This window comes from Leptothrix discophora, assembly GCF_030705305.1.
In the GTDB taxonomy this organism is placed as follows: Bacteria; Pseudomonadota; Gammaproteobacteria; order Burkholderiales; family Burkholderiaceae_C; genus Sphaerotilus; species Sphaerotilus discophorus.
Window position 1 is genome coordinate 536,789 of the sequence record NZ_JAUZEE010000002.1, and the last position, 17,909, is coordinate 554,697.

The following is a 17,909-nucleotide window of genomic DNA, read 5'->3' on the forward strand; positions in this document are numbered from 1 at the left end:
CACCATGTCGAACGCTGCCGATCCGCGCCTTGCCCTGGTGGCTGGCGAAACCTCCGGAGACCTGCTCGCCGGCCTGCTGCTGGGCGGGCTGCGCGCGCGCTGGCCGCAGCTGGTCGCGCAGGGCATCGGCGGGCCGCGCATGATCGCCGGCGGCTTCGAGAGCTGGTGGCCGCAGGACAAGCTGGCCGTGTTCGGCTACGTCGACGCGCTGCGCCACTACCGCGAGATCGCCGCCATCCGCCGCCAGCTGGGTGACCGGCTGCTGGCCGAGCGGCCGGAAGCCTTCATCGGCGTCGACGCGCCCGACTTCAACCTCGGCCTCGAAGAGCGCCTGAAGAGCGCCGGCATCCGCACGGTCCACTTCGTCAGTCCGTCGATCTGGGCCTGGCGTGGCGGCCGGATCGAGAAGATCCGCCGCTCGGCCGACCGCGTGCTGTGCCTGTTCCCGTTCGAGCCGGCGATCTACGCCCAGGCCGGCATCGCCGCGACCTATGTCGGCCATCCGCTGGCCGACCACATCCCGCTGGACGTGCCGCGTGCCCAGGCCCGCGCTGCGCTGGGCCTCGACGAGGCGGTGCCGCTGGTCGCGCTGTTGCCGGGCAGCCGGCGCGGCGAGATCCGCCACATCGCCGCGCCGCTGCTGCAGGCCGCCGCGCGGCTGGCACGGCGCCGGCCCGAGCTGCGCTTCGTGCTGCCGGTCGCGCCGGGGCTGCGCGGGCTGATCGAGCCGTTGCTGGCCGAACATGCGCCCGACCTGCCGCTGCAGCTGATCGACGGCCAGTCGCACACCGCGCTGGCCGCCTGCGACCTGACGCTGATCGCCAGTGGCACCGCGACGCTGGAAGCCGCGCTGTTCAAGCGTCCGATGGTGATCGTCTACCGCCTCAGCGGCCTGAGCTGGCAGCTGATGAAGCGCATGTCCTACCAGCCTTGTGTCGGCCTGCCCAACATCCTGCTGCGCATGGACGCGGCGACCGCGCCCGGTCCGTTGCGCCAGGTCAGGCTGGGCGAGGGTGCCGAGACCTTCGCCGTGCCCGAGCTGCTGCAGGACGCCGCCACGCCCGAGGCCATCGCCGCCGCCGCGCTGCGCTGGCTCGATGACCCGGCCGCCTGCGCCCGCCTGTCGGCGCGCTTCGCCGAACTCCACCAGACGCTGCGCCAGGACACCGCGCGGCGTGCCGCCGATGCGATCGCGCAAGTCCTCGGCCGCTAGCGCGATGCCGGTGCAGATCCCGCTCGTGTTCGACCGCCCGGGCCTGATCGCCGGCGTCGACGAGGCCGGCCGTGGCCCGCTGGCCGGGCCGGTCGTGGCCGCGGCGGTGATCCTCGACGAGCTGCAGCCCATCGCCGGCCTGGCCGACTCCAAGAAGCTGACCGCACGGCGGCGCGAACGGCTGTTCGACGAGATCCGGGCCCGGTCGCTGGCCTGCTGCATCGCCGAGGCCAGCGTCGAGGAGATCGACCGCCTCAACATCCTGCAGGCGACCCTGCTGGCGATGCGCCGCGCCGTCGAAGGCCTGCGGCTGAAGCCGGCCAAGGTGCTGGTCGACGGCAACCGCGTGCCGGTGCTGCGCATCCCGGCCGAGGCGATCGTGCAAGGCGACGCCAAGGTGGCGGCCATCAGCGCGGCGTCCATCCTGGCCAAGGTCCACCGCGACCGGCTCTGCGTGGACCTGGATGCGCGCTACCCGGCCTACGGCTTCGCGGTCCACAAGGGCTACCCGACGGCGGCCCACCAGGCGGCCCTGCAGGCGCATGGCCCGTGCCCGGAACACCGCCGCAGCTTTGCGCCGGTGCGCGAGGCCGAGGCGGCGTGCGGGTTGCGCCACGGCGGGCACGGCGGCTTGAAGGGCAGCTTGCACGAGGATTCACGATGACCGACGACATCGAACGCCCAGGCGCCCCGTCGCCCCGGGTCCGAGAGATCAGCTCGCGCACCCACCCGCTGCTCAAGGACCTGCGCCGGCTGGTCTCCGATCCGGGCGCCTACCGCAAGCTCGGCCGGGTCTGGCTTGAAGGCGACCACCTTGCCAGGGCGCTGGCCGCACGCGGCGGCGTGCCGTCGCTGGCCGTGGTCGGTGCCAGCGCCTGGCTGCAACCGCGCTGGCGCGAGCTGGCGCTGGCCGCGCCCGAGGTGGCCGTGCTGGCCGATGCGCTGCTGGGCGAGGTCAGCTCGCTGGGCACGCCCGGCCCCTTCGGCCTGCTGATGGATCTGCCGGACGTGCCGGCCCCGCCGCGCGCGGGCGTGGCCACGCTGGTGCTGGACCGGCTGCAGGACCCCGGCAACGTCGGCACGCTGCTGCGCAGTGCGGCTGCGCTGGGCGTGCCGCAGGTCGTCGCGCTCAAGGGCTGCGCCGCGCTGTGGTCGCCCAAGGTGCTGCGTTCGGCGATGGGCGCGCATTTCGCGCTGCACCTGGTCGAAGGCGTCGAGGCCGATGTGCTCGACGGGCTCGGCGTGCCGCTGCTGGCGACCAGCTCGCATGCGGCGCAGTCGCTGCACGCGACCCGCCTGCCGTGGCCTTGCGCCTGGGTGCTGGGCCATGAAGGCCAGGGCGTCGCCGACGAGCTGCTGGCGCGCTGCGCGCTGACGCTGACCATCCCGCAGCCCGGCGGCGAGGAGTCGCTCAACGTCGCCGCCGCCGGTGCGATCTGCCTTTACGAGTCGGCCCGCCAGAGGCTCACGCCGTGAGCCAGGCCCGGCGGCTCGGCGCGATCGAACGCGCGGTCCTGCATGCGCTCGCGCTGGGCGCGACGATGCGCGCGCGCAGCTGGGTCACCGGCGTGGTCGGCCGGCTCGCGGCGGCGCTGGGCGCACGCGACGACGGCATCGAGCGCCTGACCCAGGACCAGCTCAAGGCCGCCTTCGACGCGCTGACCGAGGCCGGCTGGCTGCTGCCGTCCGACCATCGGCCGGGCTACTGGTGCATCGCGCCGGAGCGCTGGGCCGAGGCCGATGCCGACCTGCGCGCCGCCCACGACCCCGAGGCGCTGATGCGGCTGCTCTGCCTGCAGGAAGGCATCGACCGGGTCAACGGCCATGTCGCGGTCGGCACCTTCCGCCACATGGACATGGCCGTGTCGGTGACGCGGCTGCAGCTCTACGGCGGCGCCGATCCGGGCCAGCTCACGCACCTGCGCAACGCCTGCGGCTGGACCGTCGACTGGGACAGCGTCTTCGAGCGCGCCGTGCTCGATGTCGCCGATGCCGACACCCTGCCGCGCCTGCATCCGCAGATCCAGGCCCAGGTGCTGGCGCAGGCGCTGGCCGATGCGCTCAACCGCTGGATCGTTCCGCCGCGCCTGAACCTGCCGCAGGCCGCGCTGGATTGGCTGGCCGCGCAGGAGGGCCAGGTCTGGCCCGAGGCCGTCGAGCCGGTCGTGCGGACTTTGCGCACGCTCTGCGCCGAGCACCTGACGCTGGCCGGCCGGGCTGACGAGGCGCAGCGCCTGCTCGCGCCGCTGGCCGCGCTCGCGCCCGGTCTGGCGCACCGCGCCGCACTGCTGCGGGCGGTCGACCACAGCGCGCGCGGCGAGTTCGCGCAGGCCGAGTCGCTGTTCACCAGCCACCATGCGGCCCTGCGCAAGCTGACCCAGCAGCGCAAGGGGCTGCTGCAACCGCTGCTGGCGACCTTCCTGGTCCAGGCCCAGATGGCCCAGCACACCGCGCAGGGTGGCGCGGCTCGGCTGCAGTCGGCCCTGAAGTTCTGCCAGGCCGAAGGCACAGGCCGCAGCGCCGATCCGCAGACGCCCTGGGGCCTGATGGCGCTGGCCTTGCAGATGCGGCTGGGTGACCTGCCGCGCGACCTGCGTCCGCTGCGCATCCAGGGCCGCCCCGGCGCGGTCGTGCCCAACGACTGGTGGGCCTGGCTGATGCGCGCCTGGCTGCATGAACGCGGCGATGCGGAGCAGGTCGCGCTGCAACCGACGCCGGCCGAATGGGCCAGCGCCGACGCGCTGCGCGAACGCCTGCTGTCGGCCGGCCTGACGCGGCCGGCGGCGCAGCTCGACGGCGCGCTGGCGGTGCTGCGCCATGGCGACGTCCCGGCCGGCTACTTCGTGCCCGCGCCGCAGGACGGCTGGCAGGTCGCGCTGGCCGCCCTGGCCGCGCTGGCCGGCAGCTCGTCCGAGCAGGAAGGCCAGGTCACGGCCGCGCCCAGCGAAACCCGGCTGTGGTGGCGACTGAGCGTCGACGACGAGGGCGCCCTGCAGGCGGTCGCGCCCTTCGAGCAGAAGCTCGGCCCGCGCGGCTGGGGCAAGTCGCGCGAGGTGCCGCTGGTGCGCCTGGTGCAGGCCCAGAACCTGTTGCCGCACGATGCGGCGGTGGTGCGCGCGATCCGCAAGGGCGTGGCTGCGCGCGACGTCCAGCTCGACCGCGCGGTGGCCTTGCTGGCGCTGCCCGGCCATCCGCACGTCGACTTCGACGACGCGCCCGAGCGCGCCGTGCAGCTGGTCGAGTCCAGCCCCGAGCTGGAGGTGATCGAGCACGGCGAGGACCTGCTGGTGCGCCTGCAGCCACCGCTGCGCAGCGTGCCGCACGATCCGCTGGCCGGCCTGGTGCGCTGGTCCGGCGCGGCCACGCAGAAGGAGGCCCAGGCCCTGCTGACGCTGACCGTGCTGCGCGACGAGCCGCAGCGCGCTCGCCTGGTGCGCTACACGCCAGCCCAGCAGCGCGCGGCCCAGCTGATCGGCCTGGGCCTGACGGTGCCGCGCCATGCGGCCACGCAGCTGCAGGGCGTGCTCAAGGGCCTGGGCGCACATTTCCAGATCCATGCCGACGAGGTCGCCGCCAGCCGCGAGCTGCCGACCGACAGCCGGCTGCGCGCCGAGCTGAGTCCGGAAGGCGCGGGCGTGCGCTTGCGCCTGGTCGTTGCGCCGCTCGGCCCGGAGGGCCCGCGCCTGACACCCGGCAGCGGCCGCCAGCGCCTGATCGCCGCGATCGGCGGCGAGACCCTGGGCGCACAGCGTGACCTGGCGGCCGAGCGCAGCCATCTCGAGACCGTCATCGACGCCTGCCCGATGCTGGCGCCGCTGCCGGTGGCGCGCAGCGAGGGCCAGGTCGTGCCGGCGCTGTGGAGCGTCGACGATGCCGAGGCGGCGCTGGCGCTGGTCGAGCGCCTGCACACGCTCAACGCGGTGGCCGCGCTGGACTGGCCGCAGGGCAAGGCGCTGCAGGTCGACCGCATCGGCCTGGGCCAGTTCAGCGTGCAGGTCCAGTCGGGCCAGGAATGGCTGGCGCTGCAAGGCGGCATCGAGGTCGACGAGCAGCTGGTCGCCAGCCTGGGCCGGCTGCTGGACTGGGCCGCGACCACGCGCAGCCGGTTCATGCCGCTCGGCGACGGCCGCTACCTCGCGCTGACCGAGGCGCTGCGCAGCCGCATCGACGACCTGGCCGCCGTGGCCGAGCCGCTGCCACGCAGCACGACCGGCGGGCTGCGGCTGCCGGCCGTCGCCGCCGGCTGGCTGGCCGCCGCGCTGGACGAGGCGGCACTGAAGACCGACGCCGGCTTCCAGGACCGCCTGGAGACCCTGCTGCGGGCCCGCCACTGGGACCCGGCTCTGCCGGCCACGCTGCAGGCCGAGCTGCGGCCCTATCAGCTCGAAGGCTATCAATGGGCCATGCGGCTGGCCGAGGCCGGGCTGGGCGCGGTGCTGGCCGACGACATGGGCCTGGGCAAGACGCTGCAGGCCATCGCCGTGCTGCTCTCGCGTGCGACCGCCGGCGCGGCGCTGGTGCTGGCGCCCACCTCGCTGATCGGCAACTGGGCGGCCGAGCTGCGCCGCTTCGCGCCGTCGCTGAACGTGCGCATCTTTGCCGAGGACGACCGCGAGGCCGTGCTGGCCGAGGCGGGCAGCGGCGACGTCGTGCTGATCAGTTACCAGCTGCAGTTCCTGCATGCCGAAGCCTTCGCGGCGCGGCGCTGGCACACCCTGGTGCTCGACGAGGCGCAGGCGATCAAGAACGCGGCGGCCAAGCGCACCCAGGCCGCCTTCGAGCTGTCGGCCGACTTCCGGCTGGCGCTGTCGGGCACGCCGATCGAGAACCGGCTGGCCGAGCTGTGGTCGATCATGCGGGTCTGCAACCCGGGCCTGCTGGGCACGCCGGCCCAGTTCAACGCCCGTTTCGCGGTGCCGATCGAGCGCGACCGACAGCGCGGCGCGCAGCGCACGCTGCGGCGGCTGATCCAGCCCTTCGTGCTGCGCCGGACCAAGTCCGAGGTGCTCGACGACCTGCCGCCGCGCACCGAGCGGGTGCTGCGCGTGCAGGGCAACGAGTCCGAGCTGGCGCACTACGAGGCCCTGCGCCGCCAGGCCCTGCAGGAAGCCCAGGAGGCGCTGCGCGGCGCGACCACCGGGCAGGCCCACCTCAACATCCTGGCCCAGCTGACGCGGCTGCGCCGCGCCGCCTGCGACCCGCGCCTGGTCACGCCCGACCTGCGTCAGCCCGGCGCCAAGGTGCAGGCCTTTGGCGAGCTGGCGCGCGAGCTGGTGGCCAACGGCCACAAGGCGCTGGTCTTCAGCCAGTTCGTCGACTTCCTGGCCCTGCTGCGCGAGCCGCTGGACGAGGCCGGCATCGCCTACCAGTACCTCGACGGCAGCACGCCGGCACCCGAACGCAGCCGCCGTGTGGCGGCCTTCCAGGCCGGTGAGGGCAGCCTGTTCCTGATCAGCCTGAAGGCCGGCGGCTTCGGCCTGAACCTGACGGTGGCCGACTACGTCGTGATCGCCGACCCGTGGTGGAACCCGGCTGCCGAGGACCAGGCCAGTGGCCGCGCCCACCGCATCGGCCAGCAGCGGCCGGTGACGGTCTACCGGCTGGTCAACGGCGGCACGCTGGAGGAAACCATCGTCGCGCTGCACGAGCGCAAGCGCGAACTGGCCGACAGCGTGCTGGCCGCGCCCGACGAGGCCGAGCGGGCCGCCCAGGCCGAGGCAGCGCACGGCGCACCGTTCAAGGTCGACGAGCTGGTCGCGCTGATGCGGGCCTCGCCGCTCGGCGAGGGCTGAGCCGGCGTCGCCTCGGGCTGGTCAGTAGATGAGGCGGTCCGGGCGGATGTCGCTGAGGATGGTCGTCGCGATCTCCTCGATCGACTTGTGCGTCGACGACAGCCAGTGGATGCCTTCACGCTTCATCAGGCGCTCGGCCTCGTTGATCTCGTAGCGGCAGTTGGCCAGCGCGGCGTACTTGCTGCCGGGGCGTCGCTCGTTGCGGATCTGGCTCAGGCGGTCGGCGTCGATGGTCAGGCCGAAGCACTTGCGCTTGTAGGGCAGCAGGCTCGACGGCAGCGCGTCGCGCTCGAAGTCGTCCGGGATCAGCGGGTAGTTGGCCGCCTTGATGCCGTGCTGCATCGCCAGGTACAGCGAGGTCGGCGTCTTGCCGCAGCGGCTGACGCCGACCAGGATCACGTCGGCCTCGGCGAGGTTGCGCGAGGACTGGCCATCGTCGTGGGCGAGCGAGAAGTTGATCGCCTCGATCCGGTCGTGGTACTCCTGGCTCTTGGCGACGTCCGAGAAGCGGCCCACGCGGTGGTTGCTCTTGATGCCCAGCTCGGCCTCGATCGGCTCGACGAAGGTGCGGAACATGTCCATCACCAGCGCGTTGCAGCGGCTGGCGATGCGGTCGCGCACGGTGTCGTTGACCAGCGTGATGAAGACGATCGGCCGCTTGCCCTCGACCACCGCCGTGCCGTTGATCTCGGCGATCACCTGGTCGGCCTTCTCGGCGGTGTCGATGAAGGGGCGGCGCACATGCCGGTGGCGCGAGGAAAACTGCGCCAGGATCGAGTTGCCGAAGGTCTCGGCGGTGATGCCGGTGCCATCGGAGACGAAGAAGACGGTGCGGTTGGGCATGGTGGTGATCGGCGTCCCGCCGGCGTGCGTTCGTGTCGAAAAAGGTTCCCGCAAACGAGGAACAAGGGCGTTACATGATAGGGGCCCGACCCTTAGAATCCGCCGCAATTCGCCCGACGCCAGCGCCTCGAAACATGCACCCCGCCACCCCGCCACGCCAAGAAGAACAGCCACAAGCGTGCTGTGGCCGGGTCGCCGCGAGCGCGCCGCCCAGGGCTCCCGGTTTCTTACTTCACGGAGCTTTCCCATGTCTTCCACCCATCTGGCGACCGCCCTGGTCGTTCCGTTCGAGCAGCTGAGGATGACCGACGTCGAGACCGTAGGCGGCAAGAACGCCTCGCTCGGCGAAATGATCAGCCAGCTCGCGGCCTCGGGTGTGCGGGTTCCCGGTGGCTTCGCCACGACCGCCGCAGCCTTCCGCGACTTTCTCGACGCCGGTGGCCTGACCGCGCGCATCAACGCGCGTCTGGACGCGCTCGACACCGAGGACGTCCGGGCGCTGGCCGAGGCCGGTGCCGAGATCCGTCGCTGGGTCGAGGACGCGCCGTTCCCGGCCGACCTCGAGGCCGCGATCCGCACCGAGTTCGCCAAGCTGACCGCCGGCAACCCCGGCGCGTCCTTCGCGGTGCGGTCCTCCGCCACCGCCGAGGACCTGCCCGATGCCTCGTTCGCCGGCCAGCAGGAGACCTTCCTGAACGTCGTCGGCATCGACGAGGTGCTGCACAAGATCAAGGAAGTCTTCGCCTCGCTCTACAACGACCGGGCCATCAGCTACCGCGTCCACAAGGGCTTCGCGCACCATGAGGTCGCGCTGTCGGCCGGCATCCAGCGCATGGTCCGCTCGGACCTGGGTGCGGCCGGCGTGATGTTCACGATCGACACCGAGAGCGGCTTCCAGGACGTCGTCTTCATCACCTCCAGCTACGGCCTGGGCGAGACGGTGGTCCAGGGCGCCGTCAACCCCGACGAGTTCTACGTCCACAAGCCGGCGCTGAAGAACGGCAAGTTCCCGGTCATCCGTCGCAACCTCGGCTCCAAGCTGATCCGCATGGAGTTCGCGACCGCCGCCGACCAGGCCGAGACCACCTCGTCGGGTGGCCGCAAGCTCGTCAAGACCACCGACACGCCGCCCGAGCTGCGCAATCGCTACTCGCTGGCCGACGAGGACGTCATCGAGCTGGCCCGCTACGCGCTGATCATCGAGCAGCACTATGGTCGCCCGATGGACATCGAGTGGGGCAAGGACGGCGGCGACGGCAAGCTCTACATCCTGCAGGCCCGCCCGGAGACGGTGAAGAGCCAGTCCGCCGGCCAGGTCGAGCACCGCTACAAGCTCAAGGGCAGCTCGACCGTGCTGGCCGAAGGCCGCGCGATCGGCCAGAAGATCGGCACCGGCCCGGTCCGGCTGGTCCACTCGATCACCGAGATGGACCGCGTCCAGCCCGGCGACGTGCTGGTCACCGACATGACCGACCCGAACTGGGAACCGGTGATGAAGCGCGCCAGTGCCATCGTCACCAACCGCGGTGGCCGCACCTGCCACGCGGCCATCATCGCCCGTGAGCTGGGCATCCCGGCGGTGGTCGGCTGCGGCGACGCGACCGAGATCCTCAAGGACGGCCAGCTGGTGACGGTGGCCTGCTCGGAAGGCGACACCGGCTTCATCTACGACGGCCTGCTCGAGATGGAGGTCAGCGAGGTGCACAGCGGCGAGATGCCGTACTCGCCGGTCAAGATGATGATGAACGTGGGCAACCCGCAGCTCGCCTTCGACTTCGCCCAGATGCCCAACTCGGGCGTCGGCCTGGCGCGGCTCGAATTCATCATCAACAACAACATCGGCGTGCACCCGAAGGCGATCCTCGACTACCCGAACATCGACCCCGACCTGAAGAAGGCGGTCGAGTCGGTGGCCCGTGGCCATGCCAGCCCGCGTGCCTTCTACGTCGACAAGCTGACCGAGGGCATCGCCACCATCGCGGCAGCGTTCTGGCCCAAGCCGGTGATCGTGCGGCTGTCGGACTTCAAGAGCAACGAGTACAAGAAGCTCATCGGTGGCTCACGTTATGAGCCCGAGGAAGAAAACCCGATGCTGGGCTTCCGCGGTGCGGCGCGCTACGTCAGCGAGGCCTTCGGCGAAGCCTTCGCGATGGAATGCGAGGCGCTGCGCCGCGTGCGTCGCGACATGGGCCTGAACAACGTCGAGATCATGGTGCCCTTCGTGCGCACCCTGAAGCAGGCCGAGCGCGTGGTGAACATGCTGGCCGACCAGGGCCTCAAGCGCGGCGTGGACGGACTGCGCGTGATCATGATGTGCGAGATCCCGAGCAACGCGATCCTGGCCGACCAGTACCTCGAGTTCTTCGACGGCATGTCGATCGGCTCGAACGACCTGACGCAGCTGACGCTGGGCCTGGACCGTGACTCCGGCATGGAACTGCTCGCCGCCGACTTCGACGAGCGTGATCCGGCCGTCAAGGCCCTGATCTCGCGTGCCATCGCGGCCTGCCGCGCGCATGGCAAGTACATCGGCATCTGTGGCCAGGGCCCCAGCGATCACCCGGACTTCGCCGACTGGCTGGCGCAGGAAGGCATCGTGTCGATCTCGCTGAACCCGGATTCGGTCATCGAGACCTGGCAGCGCATCGCCGGCCAGCGCTGATCGCGGCGTCGGCCACGACGTGCACGGCCTCGGGGCCGGGCCTCTCGCGGGGTCCGGCCCTGTTCGTTTCCGGGTGTGTGCCGCGCCTGAAACTGGGTGACACCCCGATGGTGAGTGCCCGCTGCGGCCCGCAAAATGACGCACATGCAGCATGACCTTCCCGATCCCCTTGCCGGGCGTGCCGAGTCCGGCCGCCAGGAGGCGGTCCGCGAGCATGCACAGGCCCGCCGCGACCAGCGGCACTACTGGCGCGGCGTCGTGCGCTGGACCTGGCTCGGCCTGGCCACCTGGCTGTTCGTGACCTGTGTGGTCAGCTGGTTCGCCGGCAGCTTCAACCAGTGGACCGTGGCGGGCGCGCCGGCCGGCTTCTGGCTGGCGGCGCAGGGCGCGATCGTGGCCTACCTGGTCATCATCGTGGTCCATGGCTGGGTGATGGATCGCCTGGAAGTACGGCTGGAGCAGCAGCATCGCGACCGTGCGAGGCCTGCCTCGACGTCTGCCCCGTCCTGAGCCGATGGCCAGCGGCCACGGTCGACCCGACCGGATTTCGCGTCCCACCGAGGCCACCCGCGTCTTCACGCAGGTGCTGCACCGGCGCTATGCCTGGTACACGCTGGGGCTGCTGTGCTTCATCGCGCTGATGGCGACGCTGGAGCGCATGGGCTGGCCGCGAACCTGGATCGGCGGCACCTTCCTGATCGGCACCGTGGCGGTCTACGCGGCGATCGGGCTGATGTCGCGCACGACCGACGAGGCCGAGTACTACGTTGCCGGTCGACGTGTGCCGGCGATCTACAACGGCATGGCGACGGCGGCCGACTGGATGTCGGCGGCGTCCTTCATCGGCACCGCCGGGGTGCTCTACCTGCAGGGTTTCGCCGGATTGGCCTACATCCTCGGCTGGACCGGCGGCTACTGCCTGGTGGCGCTGCTGCTGGCGCCCTACATGCGCCGGCTCGGCTTCTTCACCGTGCCCGAGTTCCTCGGCGCACGCTACGGTGGCGTGTTGCCGCGCGTGGTCGGCGTGATGGCGGTGGTGGTGGTGTCCTTCGTCTACGTCGTGGTGCAGATCTACGGCGTCGGCCTGATCACCTCGCACCTGACGGGCTTCAGCTTCGAGATCGGCATCTTCGTCGGCCTGGGCGGCGTGCTGGTCTGCTCCTTCCTCGGCGGCATGCGCGCCGTCACCTGGACCCAGGTGGCGCAGTACATCGTGCTGATCGTGGCCTACCTGACGCCGGTGTTCTGGCTCTCGATCAACCAGACCGGCAGCCCCTTCCCGCTGTTCTCCTATGGCCGTCAGCTCGAGCAGGTCGGTCTGCGAGAGCAGAAGCTGCTGGACGACCCGCGCGAGGCGCTGGTGCGCCACCAGTTCGCGGTGAGGGCCGAGGACGCCCGCCGCAAGCTGGCCGACGTGCCGCAGGCCATGGTCGATGACGCCGAGACGCTGTCGGCCCACGTGCGTGCGCTGCAGGCCGCCGATGCGCCGCTGGCCCGTATCCAGCAGGCCGAGCGCCGCTACCTGGACCGCCCGCGCACCGTCGAAGAGGCCGAGGTCCGCTACCGCCGCGAGGCCGAACTGTCCGAGGAGCGCGCCCGGCCGCTCGGCGGCATGCCGCGCCAGGCCCAGGCCTACCCGTCGCGCGCGTCGGCGACGCCGGCCACCGGCGCAGCCGATGCGCCGACCCCTCCGCCACCTGCCAACCACGCCGCGCAGCGCAACTTCCTGGCCCTGGTGCTGTGCCTCATGCTCGGCACCGCCGCGATGCCCCATGTGCTGACGCGCTACTACACGACGCCGTCTGCGACCGAGGCGCGCAAGTCGGTCGGCTGGTCGCTGTTCTTCATTGCGCTGCTCTACCTGGCCGCGCCGGCGCTGGCGGTGATGGTCAAGTACGAGGTCTTCACCAACCTCGTCGGCACGCCCTTCGACCAGCTGCCGGGCTGGATCCGGCGCTGGTCCAAGCTCGACTCGTCGCTGGTCTCGGTCGAGGACATCAACGGCGACGGCCTGCTGCAACTGGCCGAACTCAAGCTGGCCGGCGACGTCATCGTGCTGGCCGCCCCGGAGATCGGCGGGCTGCCGCTGGTGGTCACCTACCTGGTCGCTGCCGGCGGGCTGGCCGCCGCGTTGTCGACCGCCGACGGGCTGCTGCTGACGATCTCGAACGCGCTCTCGCATGACCTCTACTTCGGCCTGGTCAACCCGCGCGCGCCGGCAATGCGGCGCGTGATGCTGTCGAAGTTCCTCGTGCTGGTGATCGCGCTGCTGGCGGCCTTCATTGCCTCGATGCGGCTGACCGACATCCTGCAGTTCGTCACGGCGGCCTTTTCGCTGGCGGCGTCCGCCTTCTTCCCGGCGCTGGTCTTCGGCATCTTCTGGGGGCGGGCCAACCGCATCGGCGCGACGCTGGGCATGCTGGCCGGACTGGGCACCTGCGTGGCCTACATGGTGGTCGCCCACCCCCTGCTGCGCAGCTTCTTCGGCGTCACGCTGCCACTGGAACAGGCACGCCTGCTGGACGTCGATGCGGTCGCTGCCGGCGTCTTCGCGGTGCCGGTCGGCGCGCTGGTGCTGTTCGTCGGCAGCCTGCTGACCGCGCCGCCCGGCGCACAGCAGCTGGCACTGGTCGAACGTGCTCGCAACCCCGATTCCGAGTCCGACTGATCGGTCGACCCGGGCGGGCGTCGCTCTCCTGCTATAATTTTTGGCTTTCCCTTGCCGCACCTGTGTCTTGACGCGACGGGGCGGCTTCCTCAACTGGAAACCACAAGGAGTTGTGATGCGTCACTACGAAATCGTGCTGCTGGTCCACCCGGACCAGAGCGAACAGGTTCCGGCCATGCTGGAACGCTACAAGACCCTCGTCACCAGCAATGGCGGCAAGGTGCACCGCGTTGAAGACTGGGGCCGCTTCCAGCTGGCCTACATGATCAACAAGCTGGCCAAGGCGCACTACCTGTGCATCAACATCGAGTGCAGCAAGGAGACCCTGGCTGAGATCGAGACCGGCTTCCGCTTCAACGATGCCGTCCTGCGTCATCTGACGGTGAAGAAGGACAAGGCCGATACCGCTCCGTCGTCGATGATGAAGCGTGTCGAGAAGGAAGAAGCGCGCAAGTCGCAGCAGCAGCAGGAGACGGCGGCCTGAGTGTCTGAACCCCTGCGTGCGCCCCGGCGCCCGGATGCAGCGACCTCGTCGACATGAACGACGTCCAGCTCTCCGGCCGCATCGTGGAACGCGCTGCCCTGCGCTACACCCCCGCCGGCTTGCCGGCACTGGACATCCGCCTGGCCCATGAGTCTGAACTCATGCACGCTGGGGCGCCCCGCAAGGTCTCCCTGGAGATGCATGCGACGGCGATCGGCGATCTCGCCCTCGACCTGGCCCGCGTGCCGGTCGGCGACGCGATCGACATCCGCGGATTCCTGGGCAAACAGCGCAATGGCAAGGGGGTGATGCTGCACATCAGCGCCTTCGTTCCCACGTCCCTGTCACCCATATCGAGTTGAAGAGGTCACTATGGCTCCGCCCCGTGGCAAGTTTTCCAAGGATCGCAAGACCAAGCGCAATCAGCAATCGCTGCTGTTCAAGCGCAAGCGCTTCTGCCGTTTCACCGTCGCCGGTGTTCAAGAGATCGACTACAAGGATCTCGACGTGCTGCGCGATTTCGTCGGTGAGAACGGCAAGATCACCCCGGCCCGCCTGACCGGCACCCGTGCCTACTTCCAGCGCCAGCTGACCACCGCCATCAAGCGCGCCCGCTTCCTGGCCATGCTGCCGTACAGCGACCAGCACAAGGTCTGAGGAGTAGAAACATGCAAGTGATCCTGCTTGAAAAAGTGGCCAACCTCGGCGCCCTGGGCGACGTGGTCAAGGTCAAGGACGGCTACGCCCGCAACTTCCTGATCCCGACCGGCGCTGCCCGTCGTGCGACCGAGAAGGCGATCGCCGAGTTCGAGGCCCGTCGTGCCGAACTGGAAAAGGTCCAGGCCGAAAAGCTCGCCGGCGCCCAGGCGCAAGGTGACAAGCTCGGCGGCAAGACGATCACCGTGACCCAGAAGGCCGGCGTGGACGGTCGCCTGTTCGGTTCGGTGACCAACGCCGACATCGCCGAGGGCATCAAGGCCCAGGGCTTCGACGTCGCCAAGTCGCAGATCCGCCTGCCGAACGGCCCGCTGAAGCACATCGGCGAGTTCCCGGTTTCGGTCGCTCTGCACCACGATGTCGTCGTCGACATCACGGTGGCGGTGGTCGGCGAGACGGACTGATCCTGAACCAGGGATCGGCGTCGCGGCTCCCGCAGCCGTGACCGCCCCGAGAGGCCGGCACCCGCCGGCCTCTTTCTTTTTGGGCTGCGCACTTTTCCCCCGAGTTTCCCGGACTTGTCCCCAGGTCTGTCCACAAGCCGGGCCGGACCCCCGACCTATCATCGATCGATGTCTGCCCTGCTCTCCGGAACCACGCCCCTGCCTCGCGGCACCGATGACGAGGTCGCCCGCCTGCGCGTCCCGCCCCACTCGGTCGAGGCCGAGCAGAGCGTGCTCGGCGGTCTGATGCTCGACAACAGCGCGTCCGACCGCGCCGGCGATCTGCTGACCGACAGCGACTTCTACCGCTACGAGCACAAGCTGATCTACGCGGCCATCATGGCGCTTATCTCGACCAACAAGCCGGCCGACGTCATCACCGTGTTCGAGCAGCTGACCAGCCTTGGCAAGGCCGAGGAGGTCGGTGGCCTGGCCTACCTGAATGCGCTGGCCCAGAGCGTGCCGAGCGCGGCCAACCTGCGCCGCTACGCGGAAATCGTTCGCGAGCGCGCGATCCTGCGCAAGCTCGTGGCGGCCAGCGACGAGATCGCCACCAACGCCTTCAATCCGCAGGGGCGGGCGGTGTCGACCATCCTGGACGAGGCCGAGGGCAAGATCTTCCGCATCGGCGAGGAGGGCTCGCGCAACAAGCAGGGCATGCACTCGATGGAATCGCTGGTGGTCCAGCTGATCGACCGGGTCCAGGAGCTGGCCGAGAACGGCGCCGGCGAGGTGACCGGCGTGCCCTCGGGCTTCGTCGATCTCGACCGCATGACCGCTGGCCTGCAGCCGGGCGACCTGATCATCCTGGCCGCTCGCCCGTCGATGGGCAAGACCGCCTTCGCGCTGAACATCGGCGAGCACGTGGCGGTCAAGGAACAGCTGCCGGTGCTGGTCTTCTCGATGGAAATGGGCGCCTCGCAGCTGGCGCTGCGGATGGTCGGCTCGCTCGGCCGCATCGACCAGCAGCACCTGCGCACTGGCGCGCTGCGCGACGAGGAATGGGGGCGGCTGTCCGAGGCGGTCGACCAGCTGCGCAACATCAGCCTGCACATCGACGAAACGCCTGCGCTCAACCCGACCGAGCTGCGGGCCCGCTCGCGCCGGCTGGCGCGCCAGTGCGGCAAGCTCGGCCTGATCATCGTTGACTACCTGCAGCTGATGAGCGGATCGTCGGCCTCCAGTGGCGAGAACCGCGCCACCGAGATTTCCGAGATCTCGCGTGGCCTGAAGGCATTGGCCAAGGAGCTGCAATGCCCGGTGATCGCGCTGTCCCAGCTCAACCGCTCGGTCGAGACCCGCACCGACAAGCGCCCGATGATGAGCGATCTGCGCGAATCCGGCGCCATCGAGCAGGACGCGGACGTCATCATGTTCATCTACCGCGATGAGTACTACAACAAGGACTCGAAGGAGCCCGGCGTGGCCGAGATCATCATCGGCAAGCAGCGCAACGGCCCGGTCGGCACGGTCAAGCTGGCCTTCCTGCGCCCGCTAACCAAGTTCGAGAACCTCGCGCCCGGCAGCTACGGCGGCGGCAGCGAGTACTGACATCGGCGCGGCGGCTGCCGCGTCCGCGCATGAACAAGGCCCGGCATGACCGGGCCTTGTCCTCCGCGGGGCCGACCGGATCCGGGCGGGATCCGGTCGTGGCGTCGGCGCTTACTCGCGTTCGCCGCCCACCAGGCCGAAGATGGCCAGCAGGCTCTGGAACACGTTGTAGATGTCCAGGTAGATGGCCAGCGTGGCGCTGATGTAGTTGGTCTCGCCGCCGTCGAGCACGCGCTTGATGTCGTAGAGCATGAAGGCCGAGAACAGGCCCACGCAGATCACCGACAGCGTCAGCATCAGGGCCGAGGACTGCACGAACATGTTGATGATGCCGGCGATCAGCACGACCACGGCGCCCACGAACAGGAACTTGCCCATGCCACTCAGGTCACGCTTGATGACCGTCGCCAGCGTCGCCATGGCGAAGAAGACGCCGGCGGTGCCGCCGAAGGCCATCATGATCAGCGAGCTGCCGTTCTTGAAGCCCAGGACCATCGCCAGCATGCGCGACAGCATCAGGCCCATGAAGAACGTGAAGGCCAGCAGCACGGCCACGCCGGTGCCCGATTCCTTGGTCTTCTCGATGGCGAACATGAAGCCGAACGCACCGACCAGGAACAGCACCATCGACAGCCCGTTGCCCATGGCCGCCATCACGCCGGTCGTGACGCCCACCCAGGCGCCCAGCACCGTCGGGATCATCGACAGCGCGAGGAGGGCGTAGGTGTTGCGCAGGACGCGTTGTTGCTGCAGGCCCAGCGCACCCGTGCCGGCGTGGCCGGAGTAGGTCGACAGGTCAGGGGTCATGAATCCTCCAGAGAGTGGTTGAAGACGGTGTCTGTGACACCGGAAAAATGATTCTAGTTCCCGGGTTCCTGAAGGAAATCCACAGCTTCCCGGTGGCAGAGCGGCATGAGGCTTGCGGGGAGAATGCGCCTCCCGAACCAACGACACGGTCACCAGACCGCCCTGAACATGAAGACCCGCTCCGCCCTGACCCATGAAGACCTGCGCCGCATGGCTGCTGCCGCCGAAGCCGAGGCGGTCAAGAACAACTGGGCCGTGACCTTCGCCATCGTCGACGACGGCGGTCACCTGCTGTGGCTCCAGCGCCTGGACGGTGCCGCGCCGCTGTCCTCGCACATCGCACCGGCCAAGGCACGCACCGCCGCGCTGGGTCGCCGCGAGAGCCGCATCTACGAGGAGATGATCAACCAGGGCCGCGTCTCCTTCGTGACCGCGCCCGAGGTCGATGCGCTGCTCGAAGGCGGCGTGCCCATCATCATCGACGGCGACTGCATCGGAGCCATCGGCGTGAGCGGCGTGAAGTCCACCGAGGACGCCCAGATCGCCAAGGCGGGCATCGCCGCGCTGACGGCCTGATCGAAGGCCGGATCGGGCGCCAGGCCCGATCGGCACGCACGATCCGGGGCGCTGCGGCACCGCCAACAGCCCTTCTGCGCACCGGGAACGGGCGGCGGGAAAACCCGCAGACGTTATACTTTCACGGTTTGTCTGCCAACAACGCCGCCCGGC

Annotated in this window: 15 protein-coding genes; 13 read left to right on the plus strand and 2 right to left on the minus strand. The window is 70.0% G+C overall.

Annotated elements, in window-relative coordinates:
- Positions 1-4: 4 nt before the first annotated feature.
- The 4 genes from lpxB to Q8X39_RS05950 are packed head-to-tail and all read left to right on the plus strand — an operon-like array spanning position 5 to position 7,005.
- Complete coding sequence (lpxB, locus tag Q8X39_RS05935) at positions 5-1,213, plus strand: lipid-A-disaccharide synthase (RefSeq protein ID WP_305748712.1); 1,209 nt, start codon at positions 5-7, stop codon at positions 1,211-1,213.
- The gene (gene rnhB / locus Q8X39_RS05940) at positions 1,185-1,877 is read left to right on the plus strand and encodes a ribonuclease HII (protein ID WP_407067972.1); all 693 of its coding nucleotides are present in this window, start codon (positions 1,185-1,187) and stop codon (positions 1,875-1,877) included. The genes lpxB and rnhB overlap by 29 nt, the downstream gene beginning before the upstream one ends.
- Entirely contained in the window at positions 1,874-2,689 is an 816-nt protein-coding gene (locus Q8X39_RS05945; protein WP_305748714.1) for a TrmH family RNA methyltransferase, read from the plus strand. The genes rnhB and Q8X39_RS05945 overlap by 4 nt, the downstream gene beginning before the upstream one ends.
- Complete coding sequence (locus tag Q8X39_RS05950) at positions 2,686-7,005, plus strand: DEAD/DEAH box helicase (RefSeq protein WP_305748715.1); 4,320 nt, start codon at positions 2,686-2,688, stop codon at positions 7,003-7,005. Before Q8X39_RS05945 ends, Q8X39_RS05950 begins: the two co-directional genes overlap by 4 nt.
- A 21-nt stretch (positions 7,006-7,026) precedes the next feature.
- Here Q8X39_RS05950 and ppsR read toward each other — a convergent pair whose 3' ends face one another.
- Entirely contained in the window at positions 7,027-7,848 is an 822-nt protein-coding gene (gene ppsR / locus Q8X39_RS05955; RefSeq protein WP_305748716.1) for a posphoenolpyruvate synthetase regulatory kinase/phosphorylase PpsR, read from the minus strand.
- 247 nt (positions 7,849-8,095) lie between these two features.
- Between ppsR and ppsA the strand changes: the two genes are divergently transcribed.
- The 8 genes from ppsA to dnaB all read left to right on the plus strand — a co-directional run bounded on the left by ppsA (position 8,096) and on the right by dnaB (position 16,373).
- On the plus strand, positions 8,096-10,510 hold the full coding sequence (gene ppsA / locus Q8X39_RS05960; protein ID WP_305748717.1) for a phosphoenolpyruvate synthase: 2,415 nt from the start codon (positions 8,096-8,098) through the stop codon (positions 10,508-10,510).
- A gap of 144 nt (positions 10,511-10,654) precedes the next feature.
- Complete coding sequence (locus Q8X39_RS05965) at positions 10,655-11,020, plus strand: DUF4212 domain-containing protein (RefSeq protein WP_305748718.1); 366 nt, start codon at positions 10,655-10,657, stop codon at positions 11,018-11,020.
- Positions 11,021-11,024: 4 nt separating this feature from the next.
- Positions 11,025-13,178, plus strand: coding sequence for a VC_2705 family sodium/solute symporter (locus tag Q8X39_RS05970; RefSeq protein WP_305748719.1), 2,154 nt, complete (start codon positions 11,025-11,027; stop codon positions 13,176-13,178).
- Positions 13,179-13,293: 115 nt separating this feature from the next.
- On the plus strand, positions 13,294-13,662 hold the full coding sequence (rpsF, locus tag Q8X39_RS05975) for a 30S ribosomal protein S6 (protein WP_305748720.1): 369 nt from the start codon (positions 13,294-13,296) through the stop codon (positions 13,660-13,662).
- 53 nt (positions 13,663-13,715) lie between these two features.
- Entirely contained in the window at positions 13,716-14,024 is a 309-nt protein-coding gene (gene priB, locus Q8X39_RS05980) for a primosomal replication protein N (protein WP_305748721.1), read from the plus strand.
- A 10-nt stretch (positions 14,025-14,034) separates the two neighbouring features.
- Positions 14,035-14,319: a 30S ribosomal protein S18 gene (gene rpsR / locus Q8X39_RS05985; RefSeq protein ID WP_130480744.1), complete on the plus strand. Its 285-nt coding sequence runs from the start codon at positions 14,035-14,037 to the stop codon at positions 14,317-14,319.
- Between the two features lie 11 nt (positions 14,320-14,330).
- Complete coding sequence (rplI, locus tag Q8X39_RS05990) at positions 14,331-14,783, plus strand: 50S ribosomal protein L9 (RefSeq protein WP_305748722.1); 453 nt, start codon at positions 14,331-14,333, stop codon at positions 14,781-14,783.
- Between the two features lie 168 nt (positions 14,784-14,951).
- A complete protein-coding gene (gene dnaB / locus Q8X39_RS05995; RefSeq protein ID WP_305748723.1) occupies positions 14,952-16,373 on the plus strand; it encodes a replicative DNA helicase in 1,422 nt (473 codons plus the stop codon).
- Positions 16,374-16,484: 111 nt separating this feature from the next.
- On the opposite strand, the gene Q8X39_RS06000 is transcribed toward dnaB, so the two are convergent.
- Positions 16,485-17,180: a Bax inhibitor-1/YccA family protein gene (locus Q8X39_RS06000; protein WP_305748724.1), complete on the minus strand. Its 696-nt coding sequence runs from the start codon at positions 17,178-17,180 to the stop codon at positions 16,485-16,487.
- 168 nt (positions 17,181-17,348) lie between these two features.
- Between Q8X39_RS06000 and Q8X39_RS06005 the strand changes: the two genes are divergently transcribed.
- On the plus strand, positions 17,349-17,756 hold the full coding sequence (locus Q8X39_RS06005) for a GlcG/HbpS family heme-binding protein (RefSeq protein ID WP_305748725.1): 408 nt from the start codon (positions 17,349-17,351) through the stop codon (positions 17,754-17,756).
- Positions 17,757-17,909 lie beyond the last annotated feature (153 nt).

Bases quoted from the DNA above. Each gene is read 5' to 3' on its own strand.
- lpxB (WP_305748712.1), top strand. From the start codon at position 5: ATGTCGAACGCTGCCGATCCGCGCCTTGCCCTGGTGGCTGGCGAAACC.
- rnhB (WP_407067972.1), top strand. From the start codon at position 1,185: ATGCGATCGCGCAAGTCCTCGGCCGCTAGCGCGATGCCGGTGCAGATC.
- Q8X39_RS05945 (WP_305748714.1), top strand. From the start codon at position 1,874: ATGACCGACGACATCGAACGCCCAGGCGCCCCGTCGCCCCGGGTCCGA.
- ppsR (WP_305748716.1), bottom strand. From the start codon at position 7,848: ATGCCCAACCGCACCGTCTTCTTCGTCTCCGATGGCACCGGCATCACC.
- ppsA (WP_305748717.1), top strand. From the start codon at position 8,096: ATGTCTTCCACCCATCTGGCGACCGCCCTGGTCGTTCCGTTCGAGCAG.
- Q8X39_RS05965 (WP_305748718.1), top strand. From the start codon at position 10,655: ATGCAGCATGACCTTCCCGATCCCCTTGCCGGGCGTGCCGAGTCCGGC.
- Q8X39_RS05970 (WP_305748719.1), top strand. From the start codon at position 11,025: ATGGCCAGCGGCCACGGTCGACCCGACCGGATTTCGCGTCCCACCGAG.
- rpsF (WP_305748720.1), top strand. From the start codon at position 13,294: ATGCGTCACTACGAAATCGTGCTGCTGGTCCACCCGGACCAGAGCGAA.
- priB (WP_305748721.1), top strand. From the start codon at position 13,716: ATGAACGACGTCCAGCTCTCCGGCCGCATCGTGGAACGCGCTGCCCTG.
- rpsR (WP_130480744.1), top strand. From the start codon at position 14,035: ATGGCTCCGCCCCGTGGCAAGTTTTCCAAGGATCGCAAGACCAAGCGC.
- rplI (WP_305748722.1), top strand. From the start codon at position 14,331: ATGCAAGTGATCCTGCTTGAAAAAGTGGCCAACCTCGGCGCCCTGGGC.
- dnaB (WP_305748723.1), top strand. From the start codon at position 14,952: ATGTCTGCCCTGCTCTCCGGAACCACGCCCCTGCCTCGCGGCACCGAT.
- Q8X39_RS06000 (WP_305748724.1), bottom strand. From the start codon at position 17,180: ATGACCCCTGACCTGTCGACCTACTCCGGCCACGCCGGCACGGGTGCG.
- Q8X39_RS06005 (WP_305748725.1), top strand. From the start codon at position 17,349: ATGAAGACCCGCTCCGCCCTGACCCATGAAGACCTGCGCCGCATGGCT.